Annotated in this window: 25 protein-coding genes; 14 read left to right on the forward strand and 11 right to left on the reverse strand. The window is 71.9% G+C overall.

The genetic code is table 11. The features are described from left to right. The first annotated feature begins 183 nt into the window (after nucleotides 1-183). On the forward strand, nucleotides 184-1,512 hold the full coding sequence (locus tag ACZ7RU_RS12145; protein ID WP_470340802.1) for a helix-turn-helix domain-containing protein: 1,329 nt from the start codon (nucleotides 184-186) through the stop codon (nucleotides 1,510-1,512). Nucleotides 1,513-1,603: 91 nt separating this feature from the next. Here ACZ7RU_RS12145 and ACZ7RU_RS12150 read toward each other — a convergent pair whose 3' ends face one another. Beyond that, nucleotides 1,604-2,128 (reverse strand): peptidylprolyl isomerase, encoded by a 525-nt coding sequence (locus tag ACZ7RU_RS12150; protein ID WP_470340803.1) that lies wholly within the window; start codon nucleotides 2,126-2,128, stop codon nucleotides 1,604-1,606. A 306-nt stretch (nucleotides 2,129-2,434) separates the two neighbouring features. On the opposite strand from ACZ7RU_RS12150, the gene ACZ7RU_RS12155 reads away from it, so the two are divergent. Together ACZ7RU_RS12155 and ACZ7RU_RS12160 are read left to right on the forward strand one after the other, a co-directional pair. Continuing rightward, a complete protein-coding gene (locus ACZ7RU_RS12155; protein WP_470340804.1) occupies nucleotides 2,435-3,835 on the forward strand; it encodes a uracil-xanthine permease family protein in 1,401 nt (466 codons plus the stop codon). Between the two features lie 152 nt (nucleotides 3,836-3,987). Further along, nucleotides 3,988-4,710 (forward strand): heparin lyase I family protein, encoded by a 723-nt coding sequence (locus ACZ7RU_RS12160; RefSeq protein WP_470340805.1) that lies wholly within the window; start codon nucleotides 3,988-3,990, stop codon nucleotides 4,708-4,710. 99 nt (nucleotides 4,711-4,809) lie between these two features. Here ACZ7RU_RS12160 and ACZ7RU_RS12165 read toward each other — a convergent pair whose 3' ends face one another. Then, entirely contained in the window at nucleotides 4,810-5,571 is a 762-nt protein-coding gene (locus tag ACZ7RU_RS12165; protein WP_470340806.1) for a dienelactone hydrolase family protein, read from the reverse strand. Between the two features lie 417 nt (nucleotides 5,572-5,988). On the opposite strand from ACZ7RU_RS12165, the gene ACZ7RU_RS12170 reads away from it, so the two are divergent. Further along, entirely contained in the window at nucleotides 5,989-6,219 is a 231-nt protein-coding gene (locus tag ACZ7RU_RS12170) for a hypothetical protein (protein ID WP_470340807.1), read from the forward strand. A 62-nt stretch (nucleotides 6,220-6,281) separates the two neighbouring features. On the opposite strand, the gene ACZ7RU_RS12175 is transcribed toward ACZ7RU_RS12170, so the two are convergent. Next, the gene (locus ACZ7RU_RS12175) at nucleotides 6,282-7,139 is read right to left on the reverse strand and encodes a class I SAM-dependent methyltransferase (RefSeq protein WP_470340808.1); all 858 of its coding nucleotides are present in this window, start codon (nucleotides 7,137-7,139) and stop codon (nucleotides 6,282-6,284) included. Between the two features lie 95 nt (nucleotides 7,140-7,234). Here ACZ7RU_RS12175 and ACZ7RU_RS12180 point away from each other — a divergent pair, with 95 nt between their 5' ends. From ACZ7RU_RS12180 to tgmC, 4 genes are all read left to right on the forward strand, one after another. After that, entirely contained in the window at nucleotides 7,235-7,822 is a 588-nt protein-coding gene (locus ACZ7RU_RS12180; RefSeq protein WP_470340809.1) for a TetR/AcrR family transcriptional regulator, read from the forward strand. 174 nt (nucleotides 7,823-7,996) lie between these two features. Continuing rightward, on the forward strand, nucleotides 7,997-8,278 hold the full coding sequence (tgmA, locus tag ACZ7RU_RS12185) for a putative ATP-grasp-modified RiPP (protein ID WP_470340810.1): 282 nt from the start codon (nucleotides 7,997-7,999) through the stop codon (nucleotides 8,276-8,278). A gap of 41 nt (nucleotides 8,279-8,319) precedes the next feature. Then, on the forward strand, nucleotides 8,320-9,021 hold the full coding sequence (locus tag ACZ7RU_RS12190; protein WP_470340811.1) for an MvdC/MvdD family ATP grasp protein: 702 nt from the start codon (nucleotides 8,320-8,322) through the stop codon (nucleotides 9,019-9,021). After that, nucleotides 9,018-10,160, forward strand: a complete 1,143-nt coding sequence (gene tgmC, locus ACZ7RU_RS12195; protein ID WP_470340812.1) for an ATP-grasp peptide maturase system methyltransferase — start codon at nucleotides 9,018-9,020, stop codon at nucleotides 10,158-10,160. Before ACZ7RU_RS12190 ends, tgmC begins: the two co-directional genes overlap by 4 nt. A 93-nt stretch (nucleotides 10,161-10,253) precedes the next feature. On the opposite strand, the gene ACZ7RU_RS12200 is transcribed toward tgmC, so the two are convergent. Next, nucleotides 10,254-10,463 carry a DUF397 domain-containing protein gene (locus ACZ7RU_RS12200; protein ID WP_470340813.1) on the reverse strand — a complete coding sequence of 70 codons (210 nt, stop codon included), beginning with the start codon at nucleotides 10,461-10,463 and terminating at the stop codon, nucleotides 10,254-10,256. Then, complete coding sequence (locus ACZ7RU_RS12205) at nucleotides 10,456-11,295, reverse strand: helix-turn-helix domain-containing protein (protein WP_470340814.1); 840 nt, start codon at nucleotides 11,293-11,295, stop codon at nucleotides 10,456-10,458. Before ACZ7RU_RS12205 ends, ACZ7RU_RS12200 begins: the two co-directional genes overlap by 8 nt. A gap of 386 nt (nucleotides 11,296-11,681) precedes the next feature. Here ACZ7RU_RS12205 and ACZ7RU_RS12210 point away from each other — a divergent pair, with 386 nt between their 5' ends. The 4 genes from ACZ7RU_RS12210 to ACZ7RU_RS12225 all read left to right on the forward strand — a co-directional run bounded on the left by ACZ7RU_RS12210 (nucleotide 11,682) and on the right by ACZ7RU_RS12225 (nucleotide 14,006). Next, a complete protein-coding gene (locus tag ACZ7RU_RS12210) occupies nucleotides 11,682-12,170 on the forward strand; it encodes an NUDIX domain-containing protein (RefSeq protein WP_470340815.1) in 489 nt (162 codons plus the stop codon). Nucleotides 12,171-12,287: 117 nt separating this feature from the next. Continuing rightward, nucleotides 12,288-12,719, forward strand: coding sequence for an ATP-binding protein (locus ACZ7RU_RS12215; RefSeq protein ID WP_470340816.1), 432 nt, complete (start codon nucleotides 12,288-12,290; stop codon nucleotides 12,717-12,719). A gap of 14 nt (nucleotides 12,720-12,733) precedes the next feature. Further along, nucleotides 12,734-13,291, forward strand: coding sequence for a hypothetical protein (locus ACZ7RU_RS12220; RefSeq protein ID WP_470340817.1), 558 nt, complete (start codon nucleotides 12,734-12,736; stop codon nucleotides 13,289-13,291). Nucleotides 13,292-13,607: 316 nt separating this feature from the next. Further along, the gene (locus ACZ7RU_RS12225) at nucleotides 13,608-14,006 is read left to right on the forward strand and encodes a hypothetical protein (RefSeq protein ID WP_470340818.1); all 399 of its coding nucleotides are present in this window, start codon (nucleotides 13,608-13,610) and stop codon (nucleotides 14,004-14,006) included. Nucleotides 14,007-14,572: 566 nt separating this feature from the next. On the opposite strand, the gene ACZ7RU_RS12230 is transcribed toward ACZ7RU_RS12225, so the two are convergent. After that, nucleotides 14,573-14,923, reverse strand: a complete 351-nt coding sequence (locus ACZ7RU_RS12230; RefSeq protein WP_470340819.1) for a hypothetical protein — start codon at nucleotides 14,921-14,923, stop codon at nucleotides 14,573-14,575. Nucleotides 14,924-15,165: 242 nt separating this feature from the next. Here ACZ7RU_RS12230 and ACZ7RU_RS12235 point away from each other — a divergent pair, with 242 nt between their 5' ends. Beyond that, nucleotides 15,166-15,588, forward strand: coding sequence for a TipAS antibiotic-recognition domain-containing protein (locus tag ACZ7RU_RS12235; protein WP_470340820.1), 423 nt, complete (start codon nucleotides 15,166-15,168; stop codon nucleotides 15,586-15,588). Between the two features lie 56 nt (nucleotides 15,589-15,644). Here the strand turns inward: ACZ7RU_RS12235 and ACZ7RU_RS12240 are convergent, their stop codons facing one another. The 4 genes from ACZ7RU_RS12240 to ACZ7RU_RS12255 all read right to left on the reverse strand — a co-directional run bounded on the left by ACZ7RU_RS12240 (nucleotide 15,645) and on the right by ACZ7RU_RS12255 (nucleotide 18,050). Then, nucleotides 15,645-16,106, reverse strand: a complete 462-nt coding sequence (locus ACZ7RU_RS12240; RefSeq protein WP_470340821.1) for a MarR family winged helix-turn-helix transcriptional regulator — start codon at nucleotides 16,104-16,106, stop codon at nucleotides 15,645-15,647. A 62-nt stretch (nucleotides 16,107-16,168) separates the two neighbouring features. Beyond that, nucleotides 16,169-16,474, reverse strand: a complete 306-nt coding sequence (locus tag ACZ7RU_RS12245; protein WP_470340822.1) for a hypothetical protein — start codon at nucleotides 16,472-16,474, stop codon at nucleotides 16,169-16,171. 391 nt (nucleotides 16,475-16,865) lie between these two features. Continuing rightward, nucleotides 16,866-17,243 carry a nuclear transport factor 2 family protein gene (locus ACZ7RU_RS12250; RefSeq protein ID WP_188305834.1) on the reverse strand — a complete coding sequence of 126 codons (378 nt, stop codon included), beginning with the start codon at nucleotides 17,241-17,243 and terminating at the stop codon, nucleotides 16,866-16,868. 228 nt (nucleotides 17,244-17,471) lie between these two features. Next, nucleotides 17,472-18,050, reverse strand: coding sequence for a TetR/AcrR family transcriptional regulator (locus ACZ7RU_RS12255; RefSeq protein ID WP_470340823.1), 579 nt, complete (start codon nucleotides 18,048-18,050; stop codon nucleotides 17,472-17,474). A gap of 92 nt (nucleotides 18,051-18,142) precedes the next feature. Between ACZ7RU_RS12255 and ACZ7RU_RS12260 the strand changes: the two genes are divergently transcribed. After that, the gene (locus tag ACZ7RU_RS12260) at nucleotides 18,143-18,592 is read left to right on the forward strand and encodes an anthrone oxygenase family protein (protein WP_470340824.1); all 450 of its coding nucleotides are present in this window, start codon (nucleotides 18,143-18,145) and stop codon (nucleotides 18,590-18,592) included. 703 nt (nucleotides 18,593-19,295) lie between these two features. Here ACZ7RU_RS12260 and ACZ7RU_RS12265 read toward each other — a convergent pair. Continuing rightward, entirely contained in the window at nucleotides 19,296-21,053 is a 1,758-nt protein-coding gene (locus tag ACZ7RU_RS12265; RefSeq protein ID WP_470340825.1) for a serine/threonine-protein kinase, read from the reverse strand. Nucleotides 21,054-21,195 lie beyond the last annotated feature (142 nt).

Consider the following 21,195-nt stretch of genomic DNA (forward strand, 5'->3'; position numbering starts at 1 on the left):
TGGCCGTGTCCCCTTGGGTGCTCGGGTCGGTGTGGTGCTTGGATGGCCGGAGCTTGCCCGGTGATCCGTCCCGGCCGCCACGGTCAACGGCCGATCCGGGACGGTGGGACACTGGGACGGGCCCTGAGCAGGGGGAATGCCGGGGCCCTGGAACGCGGGGATGAGACGTGGGGGCGATGTGCGATGGAACGGCCGCGGACGACGGGGAGCTCGGCGGCGGATGATCTCGCGGCACTGCTGGGCGAGCTGAAGGAGCGTTCGGGGCTCAGTTACGGGGCGCTGGCCAAGCGCCTGCACATGAGCACCTCGACGCTGCACCGGTACTGCATCGGCACCGTGGTGCCCACCGGGTTCGCGCCGCTGGACCGCCTGGCGCGGCTGTGCCGGGCGACGCCGCAGGAGCTGACGGAGCTGCACCGGCGCTGGATCCTGGCGGACGCGGCGCGCCGGGCCCGGCCGGAGGCGGGGACGGCGGCGGGGACGGCGGCCGTACGGGAGCCGGAGCCGCCGTCCGTACCGGATGTGACGCCGGTTGTACAGGACGGGCCGGACGGGCCGGTCACCGTCGGCGTGGTGCCCGGGCGTCCCGCCCCGCGCCGGGGCCGGCGCGGCGTACTGGTGGCCGCGGTCGCGACGGCGGCCGTGCTGGGCGCGGTGGCGCTCAGCCTCGCACCCGTCGGCGGGGACGGGAACCGGGACGGGAGCGGCGGCGGGAACGCGGCCGCCGAGCAGCCGGGCACCGCCTGGCCCTCGCCGGCGGGCGTCTCCTCCGCTCCCCCGGGCGAGGGGAGTCCCGCGCCCTCCGCCCCCGCCGGCTCCACCCCGACGGGCACCTCCCCCGGGGGCACGGGCGCTTCCACCAGCGGCGCCCCGGCCGCCGCCTCCCCCACCACCCCCACCACCGCCGCCGCCCCCGATCCGCTGAAGGTCGCGACCCGCCCCTACGTCTACGAGAACCCGTGCTACCAGCACTTCCTGGTCGACCGGCCGCCCCAGCAGGTCGGCCCGCCCGCCAACGAGCAGGAGGCGCCGCGCTGGGCGGCGGCCAACGGCGCGGTCGCCTCCGACGAGCAGCGGGTCGCGCTGACCGTCCAGGGCACCGGGAAGGACACGGTCGTCCTGGAGGCGCTGCACGTACGGGTCGTCACCAAGGGCGCGCCGCTCGCCTGGAACGACTACGCGATGGGGACGGGCTGCGGCAGCGACGTGGAGAGCGCCTCCTTCGACGTCGACCTGGACAGCGGCAGCCCGACGGTCACCGCCCGGCGCGGGCAGCGGGACTTCCCGCGCAAGGTCAGCGAGTCCGACCCGGAGGTCTTCTACGTCACCGCACGCACCCGGGCGCACGACGTGCGCTGGGAGCTGGCCCTGGACTGGTCCAGTGGCGGGCGCCGGGGCACGGTGCGCGTCGACGCGGGCGCCGGTAGGCCGTTCCGCACCAGTGCGGGCACCGGGCGGCCGGGCTACGACTACCCGCTGGGCGCGAACGAGTGGAGCCGGCGCGAGGGCTGACCCGCGCTGCGGGGCGTCCAGGGCGCGGGCCGCTGGACGCCCCGGCGTCCTCGCCGGCCCGGTGCCCTCGCCGGCCCGGTGCCGTCGCCGGTCAGCGGGTCTCGATGACGACCTTCTCGATGACCACGTCCTGGACCGGGCGGTCGTTGCTCCCGGTCTCCGTCGTCGCGATGGCGTCGACGACCTTCCGGCTGGCGGCGTCGGCGACCTCGCCGAAGATGGTGTGCTTGCCGGTGAGCCAGGTGGTCGGCCCGACGGTGACGAAGAACTGGGAGCCGTTGGTGCCCGGCCCGGCGTTGGCCATGGCCAGCAGGTAGGGCTTGTCGAACGCCAGGTCCGGGTGGAACTCGTCCGCGAACTCGTACCCTGGGCCGCCGGTCCCGTCGCCCAGGGGGTCGCCGCCCTGGATCATGAAGCCCTCGATGACCCGGTGGAAGACCGTGCCGTCGTAGAGCGGCTCGTTGCTCTGCCGGCCGGTGTTCGGATCGATCCACTGCTTCTCGCCCGTGGCGAGCTCCACGAAGTTCTTGACGGTCTTCGGCGCGTGGTTGGGCAGCAGCCGGATCACGATGTCGCCCTTGTTGGTCTTCAGCGTCGCGTACAGCTCTTCGGCCATGGCACGTCCTTCGGTCTTCGGTGGGTCCTGCGGGATGCGGCCAGTCTTCAGGCCGGTCGCCGGTACGAGCGGCGGCGACGCGGCAGTACACCCCCACGGGTGACGCCTCGCGAACGGGCGTCCGGCCCCGGCCGGATCCGGGGCGCGCGGACGGTGGCCGTAAGATCCCCGACAGCACCGGGCCCGTCAGGCCTCTCCCCACGTCTCCGCAGCTCACGCGGGTCCGTGTGACCGCCGGGACACCCCTGCGGCCGGGAGAATGGTGCGAACGGTTCCCCGGAAGTACAGAGAAAGCGAAACCTCACCATGGATCTCGGCGTGCGCTGGAAGCTGCACGGTGACGGGCGCACGCCCGCGCCGGGGGCGGTCGTCCGCCCCGACGAACGGCTCTCCTGGCCCCGCACGGTAGGGCTCGGCGCCCAGCACGTGGTGGCGATGTTCGGGGCGAGCTTCGTGGCGCCCGTGCTGATGGGGCTCGACCCCAACCTCGCGATCATGATGTCCGGCGTGGCGACCGTGATCTTCCTGCTGGCCACCAGGGGCCGGGTGCCCAGCTACCTGGGGTGCTCGCTGTCCTTCGTGGGCGTGGCCGCGGTGATCCGGGCGCAGGGCGGCACCAGCGCGACGGTGACCGGCGCGGTGTTCGTGGTGGGCGTGGTGCTGTTCCTGGTGGGGGTGGCGGTCCAGAGGTTCGGGGCGCGGATCATCCACGCCGCGATGCCGCCGATCGTCACCGGCGCGGTGGTCATGCTGATCGGCTTCAACCTCGCCCCGGTGACCGCCTCGGTGTACTGGCCGCAGGACCAGTGGACGGCGCTGCTGGTGATGCTGTTCACCGGCCTGGCCGTGGTGTGCCTGCGCGGCTTCTGGTCGCGGGTGGCGATCTTCCTGGGGCTGCTCTTCGGCTACGGGATCTCCTGGCTGTTCGACCGGGTCTTCGGGAAGATCCACTCGGTGGACGGCGCCGGCCACCTGACCGACCACTGGCGCCTGGACCTGTCGGGCGTCGGCAAGGCGGACTGGATCGGCCTGCCGACCTTCCACGGCCCGTCCTTCCAGTGGTCGGCGATCCTGGTCGCGCTGCCCGTGGTGATCGCGCTGGTCGCGGAGAACGCCGGGCACGTCAAGGCGGTCGGCGAGATGACCGGCTCGAACCTGGACGGCAAGCTGGGCACGGCGATCTCCGCCGACGGCATCGGCTCGATGCTCTCCACCGCGGTCGGCGGCCCGCCGAACACCACGTACTCGGAGAACATCGGCGTCATGGCCGCCACCCGGGTCTACTCCACGGCCGCCTACTGGTGCGCGGCCGGCTTCGCGCTGCTGTTCGGCCTGTGCCCGAAGTTCGGCGCGATCGTGGCCGCGATCCCCGGCGGGGTGCTCGGCGGCATCACCGTCATCCTGTACGGCATGATCGGCCTGCTCGGCGCGCAGATCTGGACCAAGTCCGGGGTGGACCTGCGCAATCCGCTGAACCTGGTGCCGGCCGCGGCGGGCATCATCATCGGCATCGGCAACGTGACCATGAAGTTCACCGACACCTTCAGCCTCAGCGGCATCGCGCTGGGCACCCTGGTCGTCATCACCGGCTACCACGCGCTGCGGGCGCTGGCCCCGGCGCACCTCAAGACGCAGGAGCCGCTGCTGGACGAGGGCACCTCCTCGTACGACGAAGGCGCCTCCGACGGGACGCGGCCCACCCCGTAACGGACGGGTACGGGCCCGGGTTCAGGACGGCGGGACGGCCGGCGGAAGTGTCCGAAAAGGATCATCCGTCGGCCGTTTCGTTGGCCGGACGGGCGCGGCGGGTGGTCGAATCACTGCTCGCTCGTATCGGCCACTCATCCCCCGGGAGAGGCATGTCCCTTCTGACCCACCGCCGCAAGGCCGCCGCCGCGGCCGTCGCCCTCGGCACGTTCGCGATCACCTGCGCCGGGGTGACGCCCAGCAGCGCGGCCGGCACGGTCCTGTGGACCCCGAGCACCAGCACCGGCCCGTCCTCCTTCAAGGCGGTCCAGTGCGCGGCCGGCAACTTCGGTGTCGTCAAGGACTCCGTCAAGGGCAGCGTGTGGCGGGCCTTCCAGGCCGCGAACGAGGAGCGCTGCGAGACGCTCAGCCCGGACCTGAAGGAGGGCGACACCTTCTACCTGGGCTGGTCGTCCAAGGTGGACATCAAGGACACCAACAGCCGGTACGTGTTCCAGCTGAAGTGCTCGCCGAGCACCGACACGGCCAACCACCCGATCGAGATCGACATCGTCAACGGGCGCGTCCGCCTCCAGGAGTGGGACCTCGACCACGTGTCGCACTCGCTGTGGACGGCGCAGACCACGAACAACACGTGGCACTCGTACGCGCTGAAGATCCACCTGGGGCGCACCGACGGCACCATCGACTTCTGGTTCGACGGGGTGAAGCAGACCTTCACCACGGGGTCGGGCACGTTCAAGGGCACCACCTGGGACGGCGACCGGAACTACCTCAAGTGGGGCTCCTACCACCAGTCCACGGGGGACGCGACGAACACCTTCACCAGCCCGGTGATGGCCACCACCCTGGAGGCGGCCACCGCCGGCTCGTGACGCCGTGTTCGAGTTCACCCGCAGGCCCGGACCGCGGTGGACGCGGTCCGGGCCCAGGCTCAGAGCCGGCCGGGCCCAGGGCTCAGGGCCGGCCCGGCGTCACCTCAGGTGCCGGGCGAAGAAGCGGGCCCCGGCGTCGATCTCGTACTGCGGGACGCCGGTGTGCCCGCCCATGTTGGCGTGCAGGGTCTTCTCCTGGGAGCCGAAGGCGTCGAACAGGTCCAGGGACGCCTGCCGTGGGTTCCCCTCGTCGTCCCACTGCAACAGGACGTGCAGCGGGACGGTGACCTGGCGGGCCTCCTCCATGATGGCGGCGGGCACGAGACTCCCGGCGAAGAGGCCGGCGGCCGCGATGCGCGGCTCGACCGCCGCCAGCCGGACGCCGATGGAGATGATTCCCCCCTCGTACCCGACCGGGCCGCCGATCCCGGGCAGCGCGAGGAGCGCGTCGAGCACCGCCCGCCATTCCGGGACGGACCTGTCGACCAGCGGGAGGACCAGGGCGTCGACGATCTCGCCGGTGACCGGCTCGCCGGCCTCCATCACCCGGCGCAGGTCCGCGCGGGCCTGCTCGATGACGGGCCAACGGGGACGGTCACCGCTCCCGGGAAGTTCGATGGTGGCCGAGGCGAAGCCGTACTCCGCCGCGTAGTGCCGGGCCCGCCCCGCCAGCCGGGGGTACACCCGGCGCAGTCCGAGCGGCGGGGGGCAGATCAGGATCAGCGGCGCCGGCGCGGACTCGGAGGAGGACGCGGAGGCGGAGGCGGATTCGGGCGTCCACAGGATGCCGGGGATGTCGCCGAGGGTGAACTCGCGCTCGAGGACGTCGCCGTCGAGACGCTGTTCGGAAGTGAAGTGCATGGTCGTGCCTTTCGGGAGTGCTCAAAAGACGGCGCTCCCGGACGACCAGGCTATCGTCCGACCGTGACCCCGGAGGGGAGCACCCATGTCGATACTGCGTTCACGGGTACCACCTCCTCGTTCTCTCGCACGGCCTCCGGAAAGGTAGCAGTGACCACCCCGGTCCGCCACCGCGTTTTCCCGCAGGCCGCCCTCCGTCCGAGCACCGGAGTCCCCGAGATCTTGGAGCACCCCTACCACGACCTCGGAACTAAAGCGTTCAAGCACTGTGTGATCACGCAGGGCCCCACCGGTGGAACCGGCAAGGGGACTGCGAACCGCCCCAAGTCGACAGGAACCGACCCGTGATCGACTTTCTGGGAGAAGTACGCGGGATCATCGGGCCGCCCCAGTGAGTCCGGCGTTCCGGCGCAGAGCTTGCACGGGCTGGAAGCCCAGCTGGGTCTGGAACCGCCGGGAGACACCTCCGCCGGCGACCCGGACCAGTGGCCGGTCGTGGTGTGGCGCTTCGGCATCAGCGAGTTCGTCCGTTTCGACGGCGGTATGCCCGAGTTCCTGGCCGCGGTCCTGACAGGGGAGGTCCTTGACTCCGACGAGTACATCGACCGGGCCCCGGGACCCGACCCGTGGCGTGTGGTCACCTCCTGAGCCCGGGCCCGGACCGCCGTAACGCGCGGTCCGGGCCTGCGGGTTCATCCGGGCGGCGGCGGTCAGGGGCGGGCGGCGGTAACCAGCCAGGCTGCGGTGCGCAGGTGGACGCCGCCAGTGGGGTGCTCGTACGGGGTCAGGGCTGCGGCGAGGGCGGCCCGGGCGCGGTCGGCGGCGTCCGGGCCGTCGAGTTGGTTCACCAGGTGCTGTCCGGGGCCGGAGCCCAGGAGGTGGCCGGCGGCGTCGGCGGCGTCCCGGCCGAAACGCCCGTCGGCCTCGACGGCCTCGGTGCGGACCTCGGCGAAGCCGGCCGCGCCGAGGACGCGGCGGATCTCGGCGGGGTCGGCGAGCGAGAACATCCCCGGGCCGGTGGGCGCGGTGTCGTCCTGCGGCGGGACGGCCAGGGCGGCGCGCGCCGCGCCGTACACCTGCGTCCACTCGCACCGGGCCGGATCGGCCACGCAGACGAAGGCGAGCCGGCCGCCGGGGCGCAGCGCGCGGGCGACGTTGCCGAAGGCGGCGACCGGGTCCTCGAAGAACATGATGCCGAAGCGGCTGATCGCGACGTCGAAGCCGGCGGTGGGGAGCGGGTGGACCTGGGCGTCGCCCTGCTCGAACGCGGTCCGGTCGCCGAGGCCCTCCTCGGCGGCCAGGGCGCGGGCCCGGGCGAGCATGGGATGCGAGAGGTCCAGGCCCAGGACGGAGCCGTGGAGGGCGGCGCGGGCGGCGAGCCGGGTGGTCTGGCCGGCGCCGCAGCCGACGTCGAGGACGCGGTCCTCGGGGTTGATCGCGGCGGCGGCGAGGAGTGGGGGGTTGAAGCCTTCGTTGACCGCGTTCCAGCGGTCGTGGTGGTCGCTCCAGTACTGGCCTTCGTCGCCGTTCCAGGCTTCGGACTGTGCGGAGTTGACGAGCCGGCGCATGGGATCGCTCCTGTCGGACCGCTAGTATGGGCGTCTGCCCATTCAAGGTATGGGCAGACGCCCATACTGGCAAGCGCGATGCGGAGGCCAAACCGATGTCACCACGCGGCGTAGCGATCCCGGACGCGCGGGAGCGGCTCTTCGCGGCGGCCGAGCGCGTCCTCGCCCGGGAGGGGCCCGCCGGTCTGACCAACCGCGCGGTGACGGAGGAGGCGGACTGCGCGAAGGGGCTGCTGTACAACCACTTCGCCGACCTCGACGACTTCGTCGCCCAGCTGGTGCTGGACCGCTTCGAGACGATCGCCGCCGAGGTCCGGCCGCTGCCCGGGATGGCGGGGGCGGGCGACGTCCGGAAGAACCTGACCGGCGCGGCGCTCGCCCTGTTGGGCACGAACGGGCCGGCGATCACCGCGGCGGCGCTGTCCCGCCACGAGGTCACCCAACGCGTCCGGCAGGCCTGGGCCGAGGGCGCGCCCGGGCCGGGCGCGGTCGAGGAGGCGATGGCGCGGTACCTGGAGGCGGAGCAGCACCTCGGCCGCGTCCCGGCGGCGGTCGACTGCGCGATGCTCGCCCTGGCGATCACCGGAGCGGTCCACCACCTGCGGATGCACGGCAGCGTCCGGGCGGAGGGCAACACCGAGCTGGTCCGCCGCCTGGTCGAAGCCCTGGTCCCCGCACCCTGACGAGAGGGACAGCGGACAGAGCGGCCGGCCCGGACTTCGCATGGTCCGGGCCGGCGGTTTTCAGCGCGATCCGGTTCGGCGGAACCCCTCCCAACGGAGCTTGCCGGGCGGCATGATGACCGTTGGTCACCGCTTGCATCGCCGGCGTCACGCATCAGGTGGAGGAGAACCAGGATGTCCAACGCCGTCACCGCCCCGCGGGGCACCACCCGGATGCGTCCCTTCGCCGACACGCCGCCCCGGCCGGCGCTGACCCCGGTCATCGACCCGGACACCCAGGTCGCGGTCTTCCTCGACGGGCAGGGCCGCACCGTCGAGATAGGCAGGCACGGGACCAGCTCCGACCAGAGCAACCCGACCAGCACCGGCGGCGGTGGCGGGGACGGGCAGAGCGGCGGCCAGGCGCAGCCGACCGACGTGGACTCGATTACCTCCGACGACCAGGACCAGGCCTGAGCCGTGGCGGGTGACCGGCAGGGGGCGGTCCTGGTGTTGACATGGGCGGGCAGGACGCCGAGTTCGCCCGAGCCCAGGCCCAGTGGGGCGCCGGGGGTGTCCTCGGCGTGCTGCCCGGCGCCCACTACGTGAACCACCCCTGGCGGATCCGGGCCGCCGAGCACAAGCCCGCCCAGCTCGACGCCGCGCTCGCGGCCGGCTTCGCCGTCCCCGACACGATCGTCACCACCGACCCCGAACAGGCCCGGGCCTTCTGCGCCGCGCAGCCCGGCGGGGCGGTCTACAAGCCGCTGTGGAACTCCCCCTACGCGGACGAGGACGGTCGGCCGGTGCAGGCCTGGGTCGCCGAGGTCGCCCCGGAGGAGATCACCGACGCCGTCGCCGCCTGCCCGCACCTGTTCCAGGCCCGCCCGGCCAAGGACCACGACGTGCGGGTGACAGCGGTGGGCCGCGAGCTCTTCGCCGTCCGGATCGACACTCCTGACCTGGACTGGCGCCGCCGCCAGGACCTGCTCACCTACACCCCGATCGACGTCCCGGCACCCGTGCGCCGATCCGTGGCCCGCTGCCTGGAGCACTTCCACCTCGTCTACGGCGCCTTCGACTTCGCCGTCACCACCGACGGCCGCTGGTGGTTCCTGGAGTGCAACAGCAACGGGCAGTGGGCGTTCTTCCCGCCCCCGACCACCGACGCCATCGCCACCGCGATCGCCGACCAGCTCCAGAAGGGCCACGCCGCATGACCTCCACCGCCGCGGACCTGCGCGCAGCCCTCGTCCGGCAGCTCACCGCCGACGAGGGCCTCACCGACCCGCTCTGGCGCGCCGCCGCGGCGGCCGTGCCGCGCGAGGCTTTCGTCGGCGACTACTTCCGCGAGGTCCCCGGCTCCTTCCCGACCTCCTACGAGCCGGTCCGCGAGGGCGGCGACGGCTGGCTTCAGGCCGTCTACACCAACCAGACCCTCATCACCCAGCTCGACGGCCGCATCCGACCCGCCGACGCCGAGGGACCGGTCGCCGGATCCCCCTCGTCGTCCTCCACCCTGCCGTCCCTGGTCCTGCGCATGTGGCAGCAGCTCGACGTCGAAGCCGGCCACCGGGTCCTGGAGATCGGCACCGGCACCGGCTACTCGACCGCGCTGGGCACCCACCGCCTCGGCGAGGAGAACATCGTCAGCGTCGAAGTCGACCCGGAGGTCGCCGACCGTGCCGCCGCCTGTCTCAAGACCGCCGGCTACGCCCCGCACCTGGTCGTCGGTGACGGCCTCGCCGGCCACCGGGCCCGGGCGCCGTACGACCGGCTCATCGCGACCTGCGCGGTGCGGACCCTGCCCTACGCCTGGCTGCACCAGGTCAGGCCGGGCGGGAAGATCCTCGTCACCTTCTCCGGCTGGCAGTTCGGCTACGGCCTCGCCCTGCTGAGCGTCACCGAACCGGGCGAGGCGACGGGCCGGTTCCTGCCCGGCTGGACCAGCTTCATGATCGCCCGTTCCCATGACCGACCCCCGCGCCAGAACCCCACCCTGCTGCCCGGCGACGAACGCCCCACCCGCATCGACCCGGCCGTTGTCACCGACTGGACCGGCACCTGGGTCGCCCAACTTGCGGCGCCCTCCGCCGAACGCATCGGCGCCGGAGGGCAGCAGATCCTGATCGACCACGCCACCGGTTCCCAGGCCCGCACCCGGCCGGGTGATCGTGGCGGATGGACCGTCACCCAGCGCGGCCCGCTGCGCCTGTGGGACCAGGTCGAGGACGCGGTCGAGGCGTGGCAGGCGGTGGGAGCGCCGCACCAGGAGCAGTTCGGCATCACCGTCACCGGCGACGGTCAGCGGGTGTGGGTCGGCAACGAGGACGGGCCCGGCTGGCGCCTGCCGCTGTGATCCGTCCCGAGCGCCAGAGCGGCCCTCCGGATACGCCGAGGACCGCAGGCCCGGGCCGAGAACGGCCCGGGCCTGCGGTTCTGAACGCCTGGCTCAGACCTCGCCGAACTCGCCACTGCGGACGGCGGCGACGAACGAACTCCAGGCCTCCTCAGGGAAGACCAACACCGGACCCTGAGGGTCCTTCGAGTCACGGACAGGCATCAATTCAAGAGAGCCTCGCGCAACCTCAAGGCAGTCGCCGCCTTGCTGGCTGTACGTCGACTTCACCCACGAAGCGGTAGTCAAGTCGAGATCAGCCATGAGAGTCCTTCCGGGCGTGGAGTATCAGTTCGAGAGTCGCCGACTCTGCCAGCGCCCCCACCTGAAGTCGATCGTATCTCCTGCGCCAGTCGCGGAGCCTGTCGTCATCCCGTTCGACGTGGCCTCGCCCCTCAGACTCTGAGTAACCGAACAGAGAGCCGTCGGGGAGGGTTAGTAGCCGCATGGGCAGGGCGAACGGCCGGTGCTCCCCCATGCTGAACGGCGCCACCTGAAGTACTACGCGACCTTGTTCGTAGTGCTGTTCCAGTCGCTCGAACTGTTCCCGCATTACCTCGGGGCCACCGATGATCCGCCTGAGGCAGCTCTCATCCAATACGGCATGGATGAGCGGCGGGTCTCGTCGCGCCAGGGCCTCCTGTCGCGCGAGGAGAAAGGTCAGCCTCTCTTCTGCTTGCTTGGGGGTGATATCCCTTCGGCGAACATCCGCCCTTGCAAGAGCCGCTGCGTAGGACTTCGTTTGAAGCAAGCCGGGGATGACGCCGAGTTCGAAGATCCGGATCTCACTGGCCCGCGTCTCGTTGGCTGCGTACTCCGGAAAGCCCTCCAGCAATGCCGAGTGCTTGGCCTGGAGCCACATCAGCAGCAGGGTCCCCCCTGTCTCCAGCACGCGATCGGCATCACGTGCGAACTTCTCGCTTGGCGGAGTCCGGCCGGGCGGAGCAAGTTCGGCATAGGAGACGTAGGAAGGATCAACCCCCAGCAGCTTCGCCAACTGGGCTTGCGTGAGGCCGGCAGCCCTTCGTGACCTGCGAAGTTGCACCCCGAAGGGTGCCCACGGACTTGATGTCGGATCAAGCTCCTTGAGGTTCATTGATCTTCACCTACTTGCCGAGGACTAACTTCAAGATTCAGATCGGCTTCCGATCGTAGGGGCAATCACGCCACCATGGCTACACCCGGTGATGCATCGGGCGCACAGCGCAACCTGCGGAGCCCCCATGCACCACGCACCGAACCCCCGCCCCTGCCCCCAACTCCACGAAGCCATCACGCACTTCAGCAATCTTGAAGACGGCAAGCCACGCGAAAGCGTCTTCGTGGAAGCGGAATTCGGGCAGGCGGTACTTCGGCCCCTCGGGGCGACCCGAGTGATCGGCCCCCGGGAGATCGCGCCCGGCACCTGCGGGAATCCGCGCCGCCGACCGCTGTGACCTTCAACCCCTCACATCTGGAGCAGAGTTGAGCAGGACCCGCATCATGACCAGGCCCCCAGGCCGCCGGTCGGGCCAGCAGATCTTCGCCCTGCGCGAAGACCCCGGAGGCTCGGACGACCTCTCCGTCCTCCTGGTCGACCCCGCCTACCGGAGCGGCCTCACCCTCCCCGGCGGCAGCGCCGAGCAGGACGAACTCCCCCACCTGGCCGCCCGTCGGCACCTCGAAAACGAGACCGGCCTCGTCCTGCCCCTCCGCACGATCCTCACCGTCGACTACGTACCCGCCGCCGAGTTCCCCGAGGGCCTCAACTTCGTCTACGCGGGCGGCTTGCTCACACCCCAGCAGGTTGAGACCGTCCGCCGGCACCAGCCGCCGGAGGAGATCCGCGCGCTCCACTGGGTGCCCCGGTCCAAGCTCCGCGAGGTCATGCCGGACGACCAGTCCCGCCGCGTCGAGGACGCCTGGGACGCCTGGGAGCACGGCGACGGCCTTCCCCTCCTCGTTCGCGGTGTCCCGGTCCCGGTCGGCTGAACAAGGCGGCCCTGGCCGGCGGTAGAACGCCCAGGGCCGGACCGCCATGGGCGCGATCCGGCCCTCCGCCGCCGCACTCACCCCGTTCGCCCGCATCCCTCACTTGAGGTACTCCCCATGCTCACCGCCCACCGCCCCCGTACGTTCGTCGCGCGCCTCGACTCGCGGACCGAATCCACGCCCCTGGCCCGGTACTTGCTCCGGGCCTACCTCTCCGGTCTGACCGCCGGCGAGGGCTACCGCGACACCGCCGAACTCCTCCTCGGCGAGTTGTTCGCCAACGCCGTCCAGCACTCCGACGCCCCCGACGACCAGCACATCGAGGTCCGCTTCACCCTCACCCCCGACCACCTGTTGCGCCTCGAAGTCCACGACGCCGGCACCAACCACCCCACCCTCAACTCCCCCGGCCCCGACCCCGACGCCGAGCACGGCCGAGGCCTCCTCCTGGTCAACGAACTCGCCCACCGCTGGGGCTGCGCCAACCGCCCGGGCGGCACCGGCAAGGTCGTCTGGGCCCTCATCACCCCCGCCCTCGTCACCACCTGAAAGCCCGAACCCCCATGCACCTCACCACCCTCGCCCGCCACACCCTCTCCCGCGGCGCCACCCCCGCCACCACCTACGCCCTCATCGCCCGCCTCGGCCACCAGCCCCTCCCCTGCGCCCGAGCCGTCTGCCTCGCCCTCGACATCCCCCTCGCCGAAACCATCCGCCGCCTCGACGAGTGCTACCACGCCCTCCTCGCCGACCCCCGCCCCGGCTCCGAACACGACACCGGCGAACTCCTCGAAGCCCTCGGCGTCTTCGACATCCCCAAGCCCCTCACCGAAACCGAACTCGCCGTCGTCAGCCTCTTCCTGGTCGCCATCGACGCCATGGGCGGCATCCGCCCCGGCCACCAGCACGGCCTGAACCGCTGGTTCACCACCGGCAACCTCACCGCCGCCTACCTCTCCCTCACCGCCGCCCACCCCCTCCCCCGCACCGGCGACCCCACCACCTACTGGACCACCCTCACCACCGCCGGCGAACTCCTCACCACCACCAACCCCGACCCCCGCCTCAAGAACGCCCTCACCCACTGCCGCACCCAAGCCCGAACCACCGCCCACACCTGACCCCGCCGCACAGGAAGTCGGCCCCGCCGGTGGGATGGCCGCCATCGGCCGGTCACCCTGGTCCGTTCTTCCGGATCGACGGGGAACCGGATGGCGGTTCCCCGGTGTGGAGTCCGGTTCGGAAGACGGTGGCGTCTTCTCGTAGCGGGTGGCCACGCCGCGCGCTCGGTCCCCAGCTCGCCGCCGCAGCCCTCGGCACGGACCTGAAGGCGTCATGATCTGCCCGGCCGACCACGTCGACGCCATCCGCCCGGCGGAGCCGCGACAGCTTCGAAATGGGTTGTTGAGCTGATCTGGGACCTACAGAATCAGCGGCATGCCGCGCTTCTTGTGTGACCGCTGCCGATGCCCGCTCACCCTCCCGGTCACCAAGATCAAGGTTCCGTCGCCAGTCCCACCCTCCGAGACTCCCGGCATCCGGACACGGCCACCCCGGATGCCGCGCGGCACCTACGCCCCGAACTTCCGGCCGAGCGAGTTCACCATCGACATCCCCGGCTTCGTGGTTCATCCCGACGACATCGTCGGCACCGAATCACACTCCGGCTGGGGCCGATTGAGCGCCTGCTGCCAGGGCCCCAGCGGCACCACCGGACCCAACGTCGTCTGCGGAAGCTGCGGCGCCGAGGTGGCTACCAAGCAGGCCGACTGCTTCACCCAGGACCAGGTGGTACTCGAGTCCACCGCAGTCTGCCTCTCCTTCACAGACCACTGATCACGCGACGACCTCCCAAACCGAACTCGCGGACATTCGGGGGCACCTCGCCGGGGCTCGCCGGAACGTGTGCGCTCTGCCGAAGCTCCTGTCCGAGGTCAGCAGGACGGAGCCCTTCCCACACCGCTTCGAGATCATCCGGAAGACGAGGTCCGCTCGTCGCGCTCCAGCGGAAGGCACCGCACCCCTGCGCGTCGCCCCCGCGGCCGCCGACCGTGTATCCGGGCCGACCCAACCACCGCGCGCAGGAAGTCGGCCCCGCCGACTTCCTGCGCCGCCCATGCAGGCCGAGGGCTGCTGGTGCCGGCATACGGCGCCGAAGTCCCGCAAGCGCTGTCGCTGACGCGCCGTCAGTCTTGGATGCGACTTCGGCTGGAGTGATCAGTATGAGCGAGACGGCGATTCCGATCCTGCCGTGTCGGACCATCCAGAGCCGGCCGAGTCGTTCAGTACCTGCATCGTCCAGGCCGCGGGTGGGCCTGAAGCCGGGCGACGATCCGCTCCCCCACGGGCCGCGCCGCTCCGGCACCTCACGCGGGCTGGTGTCCTGTCAGACTGCGTGGAACTCACGACTGGTAGATCGTTTCGTTGTCGTCCTGGTCGTACAGCTCGACGGTGAAGGACAGTCCGAGAGCGGCGAACGCGGACAGGAGATCGTCGATCCGTTCGGGGACCACGACGCCCCCGAATCTCACGGGCACGTCGGGGAACAGCTCCAGCTCGGCGTAGGTGTGCTCGACCTCGAACTCGGTCCAGCTGGACCTGCGCACCCGCCAACCCGCCGTATGGAAGGCCTGTGCGACGTCCAGGGCACTCACCGCTGACGGGAGGAAGCCGTAGACGTTGTTGCCAAGGCCCAGGTCGTACCCGTTCTCGTCGAATCGCGGGCCGTGGGCGCCGCCGGAGGTGAACTGCATGGTGACCAGTATGGGTGGCGCGCGGTCGAGCGGCCCGGACGGCCCGCTCCGACGGCTCGCCGTTCGAGCGGCGCCTCTCCGCCGCCGGCTGACCGGAACGGGTGCCGGCGGGTCCGGGAAATGGTTTGCCGACCCGGTGGCCGTGTGCCACCGTTCGGCCTGGACCGGCAGTTGATCATCGGCGGCCGGTCGATGTCGACATGTCGGCGGCCTCTCGGGGATCCCCCCAGAGGTGACGAACGATGGGAACCGGTGCCGTGGAGAACAGTTACGAGGACGAGTGTCGCCGAGCGTTGGCCCAGGAGCAGGCGAAGAGCCTTGCCGGGACCGACAACTGGGCGCATGTGGACAGGGAGCGGGTCCACCAGGACTGGGACGTCCTGTACCGGGAGATCACGACTTTCCTGGACGGCGGCTCCCTGCCCGGGGACGAGCAGATCCAGGAGCTCGTCCGCAGGCACTTCGACATCGTCAGCCGGTTCTACACCCCCTCCAGGGAGGCCTACGTCGGCATGTCGCTCTTCTACGCCGAGGACGAGGCCATGAGGGCGTTCCACGATTCCCACCACCCCAAGATGGTGGAGTTCCTGGGCGCCGCGATCAGGGTGTTCGCCGAGCAGGGCAGCGGGTTCGCCCCCAGCGCGGGGGCCGGGGCCTCGGCGTAGTCGGGCGACCCGGGCCAGGACTCGCGCGGGCGGCCGTGCGACGAGGTGGCCGGCCCTCAGGACCGCCCCGGGGCGAGGTTGTCGGTGACGCGCTGGAGCACGGAGACCGCGGTCGCGTACTCCTCCTCCGTGATGTCCCCGAGGAGCTCCTCACGCACCCGGTCCATGTGTTCCTTGGCCGTTGCCAGGCCCTCGCGGCCCTGTTCCGTGAGGGTCAACCGGCCGTCCGCGCCGATGCCGAGCCAGCCCCGGTGCACCAGCGCGTCGGCGGCGTGGACTATCACCTCGGCACCCATGCCGTAGGGCACGGCCACGGCGCGGATCTCCTCCCTGGTGAGGCCGTGCTCGGCGCGGACGACGTTGTTGAGCGCCCACCACTGGGGCTGGGTCACGTCGATGCGTGCCAGGGCGGCTTGCGAGTGCCGCAGGATCGCCTCGGTGGCACTCCAGGCGGCCAGGGCGATGGGGCGCCGGCCGAGCGTGGCGGTGCCGTTCCGCGGGGTGCTTGTGGTCGTCATGATCGCCAGGCTAGGACCTCAAGTCCGCTTGAGGTCAAGGGCGTAGGGATGCCGCTGGGCGCCTATGCGGCGAGGTCCTGGCCGATCGCCCGCAGGACGTCGGCGAACCACACCAGGTGGTACCCCAGGGCACGATCCTCATCGGCAAGCAGATCCTGCAGGTGCTGCCAGGACTCGGAGAGCTGCCCGATCGTCGGGATGCCCGGCGCCTTCGCGACGTCGTACAGCTCGTCTGACGGGATCGACCAGAAGTAGTCCTTGTCCAGGGCGACGGCATCGCCGGCCGTGGCGCCTTCGACGTGACGGATCAGCACGTCGAAGGACCTGCGCAGCTCATCAAGGGACACGTGCAAGGGATCACCGGCCATGAGCACCATCCTGATGCCTGACGACATCAAGGCCTACAGCCGGAGCACCGGATGGGCTTCGAGGAGCGGAAGTCGCCGGACCTCTCCGCGTCGCCCCTCACCGCCTCGGCCACCGACCGTGGATTCGGTCCGACCCCGACCACCGCGCACAGGAAGTCGACCCGCCGACTTCTCACGCCCCCGGACCACCGCAGGCTCCTGCCGGGCGCGGCGGGGACGCCGAACCGGCCGCCGACGGCCGCCTGGGGGACGTCCACCGCCTCCGCACCCCTGGCCGGCTCCCCCACCGCGGCCACCCCGCGCGGTCCCGGGCACGGCACCGCCGCCCGCGCCGGCATGACACTGCCGCCCGCCATCCCGACGTACTCGCCGCCCAGCGCAGGAAACGCGCTCAGGAGGCGGACGGCTCGATCTCCCCCGCGAAGACGATGAACTGGTCGATGAGGCTCCGTCGCAGATGGACGACGTCCGTGCCCGCCAGGCGGGGGCCGCCGTCAGGCGTGGTGAAGACCCACTGGTAGCGGGCCCATTCGTCGGGCATGTCCACCGCCGAGCAGCGCACCATCGTGCCGGGCCCCGCCGGGTGGTGCCGGATGTCCAGCACGAACCGCTCGACCGCCGCGATTCCTTCGCTGCGGCCCAACGGCCCCCAGAAGACCACGTCCGAGGTCAGGGCCTGGGAGAGCAGGGCGGTCACATAGCTGTCGTCCGAGGCGTTGAACGCGGAGATGAACGTGTCGATCGCGGAGCGTGCGGTCTCTTCCTGCATACCCCCAGTAATACCAGCCGTTCGCGTGCGCCCGTCCCACGAGCCGCCTTCCGGTCACGGTGAACCATCCCGGCCCCAGCGCCAGGACGCCGCCCCTGCTGAAGGGCTGAAGACTGCCTCGTGACCGGGGCCTGGTGTCCCGTCGGCGTACCGGCGCTCGTCAAAAGGGCCCGGACGATGATTCGCGGCCCCCTGAACACCCAGCCGTGTGCCCCGCCGGACGGTGCGTCAGACCACGGCGAGCCGGTCCACCAGCAGCTCCGTCCTCCGCTCGGCCTCCTCCGGCGGCAGCCGTCCCGCCCTGGTCAGGGTCGCCAGCCCGTGCAGGGCCGCCCAGAACACCTCGGTGAACAGCACCGGGTGGACGCCGTGCCCGGCGACCTCTCCGAGGCTCTCCAGCAGGGCGGCGAAGGCGTCCTTCAGCGGCTCCGGCGTGTCCTCCTGCGCGAACGCCAGGCCGCCGTCGAGCTGGAACATGGCGTCGTAGACCGCCGGGTTGCGTGCGGCGAAGTCGAGGTAGGCGCGGGCGAGGGCGGTGACCCGGGCGCGCGGACCGTCCGCGGCGGAGGCCGCGGCCCGCAGCGCCGCGGCCATCTCGGCGGCGCCTTCGAGGGCGACGGCGCCGATGATCTCTCGCTTGCCGCGGAAGTGGCTGTAGAGGACGGGCTGGCTGTACTCGATGCGCTCGGCGAGCCGCCGGGTGGTGACCGCGTCCCAGCCCTGCTGCTCGGCGAGTTCGCGGGCCGTGGCCACGATGAGGCGTTCGCGGTCCGCCCGTTCGCGTTCCTTGCGTTCCTGTACCGACATGATTCGATCCTAGCACCGCTAGACAATCGAGCGTCAGTAGTACTAGCGTCGACACGTCAGCTATCAACGCTAGATCTCAGGACGGGCCCACCATGCTCAACGCACTCCAGGTCCTCACCACCGTGATCGTCGGCGTGATGGTGGGGGTGGAGTTCTCCGTCGCCTTCGTCGTCAACCCGATCCTCGACGCCCTCCCGGAAGACAGCTACATACTCGGCCGCGCCCACGGAGGGCGGATGCTCGGCGCCGTGATGCCGGTCTGGTACATCACCTCGCTCGGCCTCGTCGCGGCCTGGGCCGTCGCCGGACGGCAGCACCAGGGCACCGGCCTCGTCGTCACCTCCGGCGCGCTGCTGGCCCTCAGCGTCGTCATGTCGATCCTGCTGCTGGTCCCGATCAACAACCGGAGCAAGACGTGGACCCCCGACAACCGGCCCGCCGACTGGAAGCAGCAGCAGACCCGCTGGGACCGCCTCCACTACGTCCGCGTCGCCGTCATCGTCGCCGCGTTCGCCCTGCTGGTCACCGCCCTCACCGCGTAGGCGACGCCCAGCCCCGTCCCCGGAAGTCGGCCCCGCCGACTTTCCACGCGGCAAACCCCGCCGAGTACCGCCCCACCACCCCACCCCGAGGCCGAATTCTCCACACAGGAAGTCGGCCTCACCGACTTCCTGCGCACCCCCGGCGCCAGGTGGGGAGTTGACGGCGCTACCGCGATCGGGAGACCCGGGTGGCCGGGGCCCGGCCCCGGCCACCCCGCCCAGGAAGTCGGCCTCACCGACTTCCTGGGCACACCCGGCGCCAGGTTGGGAGTTGACGGCACTGCGGCGATCGGGAGGCCCGGGTGGCCGGGGCCCGGCCCCGGCCACCCCGCACAGGAAGTCGACCCCACCGACTTCCTGCGCACCCCCGGCGCCAGGTGGGGAGTTGACGGCACTGCGGCGATCGGGAGACCCGGGCGGGTGGGGACGTGCTCCCGGCCACCTGCACAGGAAGTCGACCCCACCGACTTCCTGTGCAGTCCCGGGGATGGGTGGGGCTGATTGCTGGCGCCCTGGTGGGGGGGTCGGCTTCGCCGAGGTCCCGGGGGTGCGCGCTGCGGGAGGCCGGTACGGGGCGCCCGGGTGGCGTACCGGGCGGCCCGGGTGGACGCTCCGGCCCGAGGGTGCCTGGGAGATGAGCCCCGGACGAACTCGTCGTTTCCGGATGCCGTCGGGGGCCGGGTCCGGGCGCGCTTCCGGCTGGTCAGCTCTTCTTCTGCAGCACCATGAACTGGTCGTTCTTCAGCAGGTCCATGTAGTAGCGCAGTGCGCCGTCCGGCAGCATCATGATCTTGCGGTAGGTCTCCCCGTCGTCGACGCACTTCCCGCCGGGCGAGTAGCCGGTCGTCTTGGAGGCGTAGGTGACCCGGCTTTCGTCGGCGTCGCTGAGCGTCCACGCGCCTTCGCACCAGGCGCCGGTGGTCGGCGTCTCGACGCGGATCCTGCTCTTCGCCTGGCTCGGCGCCGACTGGGCGATGGTGAGGGTGACGGTGGTGACGTCCCCGTTGACGGCCTTGCGCTCGCCGACCCAGGTGCCGAGGAACTTCGCGGGGACGGCGCCCGGGCCCTGGCCGGTGGGGGACGCGCCGGGCACGGGCCTGTCCTCGGCCGGGTCGGAGCCGTCGTCGGTCGGCTCGCTGTTCTTCGAGGCCGGGTCGGAGGGCGCCGTCCTGCCCCCGGCCGGGGCGTTCTGCCCGGAGTTCGACCCGGCGGCCCGCTGGTCCTTGTCCCGCAGCCGCTCGACCAGCAGGTATCCGCCGCCCAGCAGCAGGACGCCGACCAGTACGGCCGCCAGCGCGCCGTACCCCCGCCGGCCGCGGGCCCGCGGTGGGTACGGCCGGTGGCCCGGCACGGTGACCGGTACCGACGGCGCCGGGACCGGGACCGGGGAGGCCGACGGGACCGGGGAGGCGAGCGGGGCGAAAGCCGGCGGGGGCGGCGGCCCGAACCCGGGCGCACCAGAAGCAGCGCCGGAAGCAGCGCCGGAAGCAGCGTCGGAAGCAGCGCCGGACGCCCCCGCAGCCGTCGGCTCCGGAGCCGGCGCCTCGGCCTCCCGCTCCCCCTCCAGCTCGAGCAGTTGCACGGCACTGCGCCCGACCGCCGCCGCCAGCGGCGCCGGCAGCCAGTCCCCGTGGCCCAGCCGGGCGGCGGCCGCGCCGTCGCCGTCCAGCCGTTCCCGCAGCTGTCCGGGTGTCGGGCGGGCGGCCGGGTCCTTGGCCAGGCAGTCCCGGACGACGGCGCGCAGCGGGCCGTCCAGTCCGGAGAGGTCGGGTTCCTCGTGCAGCACCCGGTAGAGCAGGACGGGCACGCTCACCCCGGAGCCGAACGGCCTGGTGCCCGTCGCCGCGTACGCGAGCACCGCGCCGAGTGAGAAGACGTCGCCGGCCGGCCCGGCGGGCAGCCCGTTCGCCTGTTCCGGCGACATGAAGCCGGGAGAGCCGAACACCTGGCCGGACCGGGTGAGCGTGGTGGTGGCGTCCAGGGCGCGGGCGATGCCGAAGTCGATGAGCCGCGGCCCGTCCAGGGTCAGCAGCACGTTGGACGGTTTGACGTCCCGGTGCACCAGTCCGAGGCCGTGCACGTGGGCGAGCGCCTCGGCCAGGCCGACGCCCAGGGTCCGCACGGCCGGTTCGGGCAGCGGTCCGAACTCCCCCACGGCGGAGGTGAGTGCGGGCCCGGCGACGTAGCCGGTGGCCACCCAGGGGCGCCCGCCCTCGGTGTCCGCGTCCAGGACCGGTGCCGTCCAGGCGCCGCCGACCCGTCTGGCCGCCTCGACCTCCAGGCGGAACCGGGCCCGGAAGTCGCTGTCCCCGGCCAGGTCGGGGCGGACCACCTTGACGGCCACGGTCCGCCCGCCGGTGGTCCGCCCCAGGTAGACCCGGCCCATCCCGCCCGCGCCGAGCTGCCGCAGCAGCCGGTACTCGCCCACCTGCCGCGGATCGTCCGCTGCCAGCCGCTCCATGCCCTCGCTCCCCTCCGCCCGACGCGACGTCCGCGCCTCTCCCGCCCGGAGCCGACGGTATCGGTCCCGGAGGCGACGGCGGGCGGGATCAAGGTCACGAAATCGCCGTCGGGCCGTCACGGGACCGCCGCGAACGGAGCCG

Source organism: Kitasatospora sp. NPDC114501 (genome assembly GCF_055633695.1).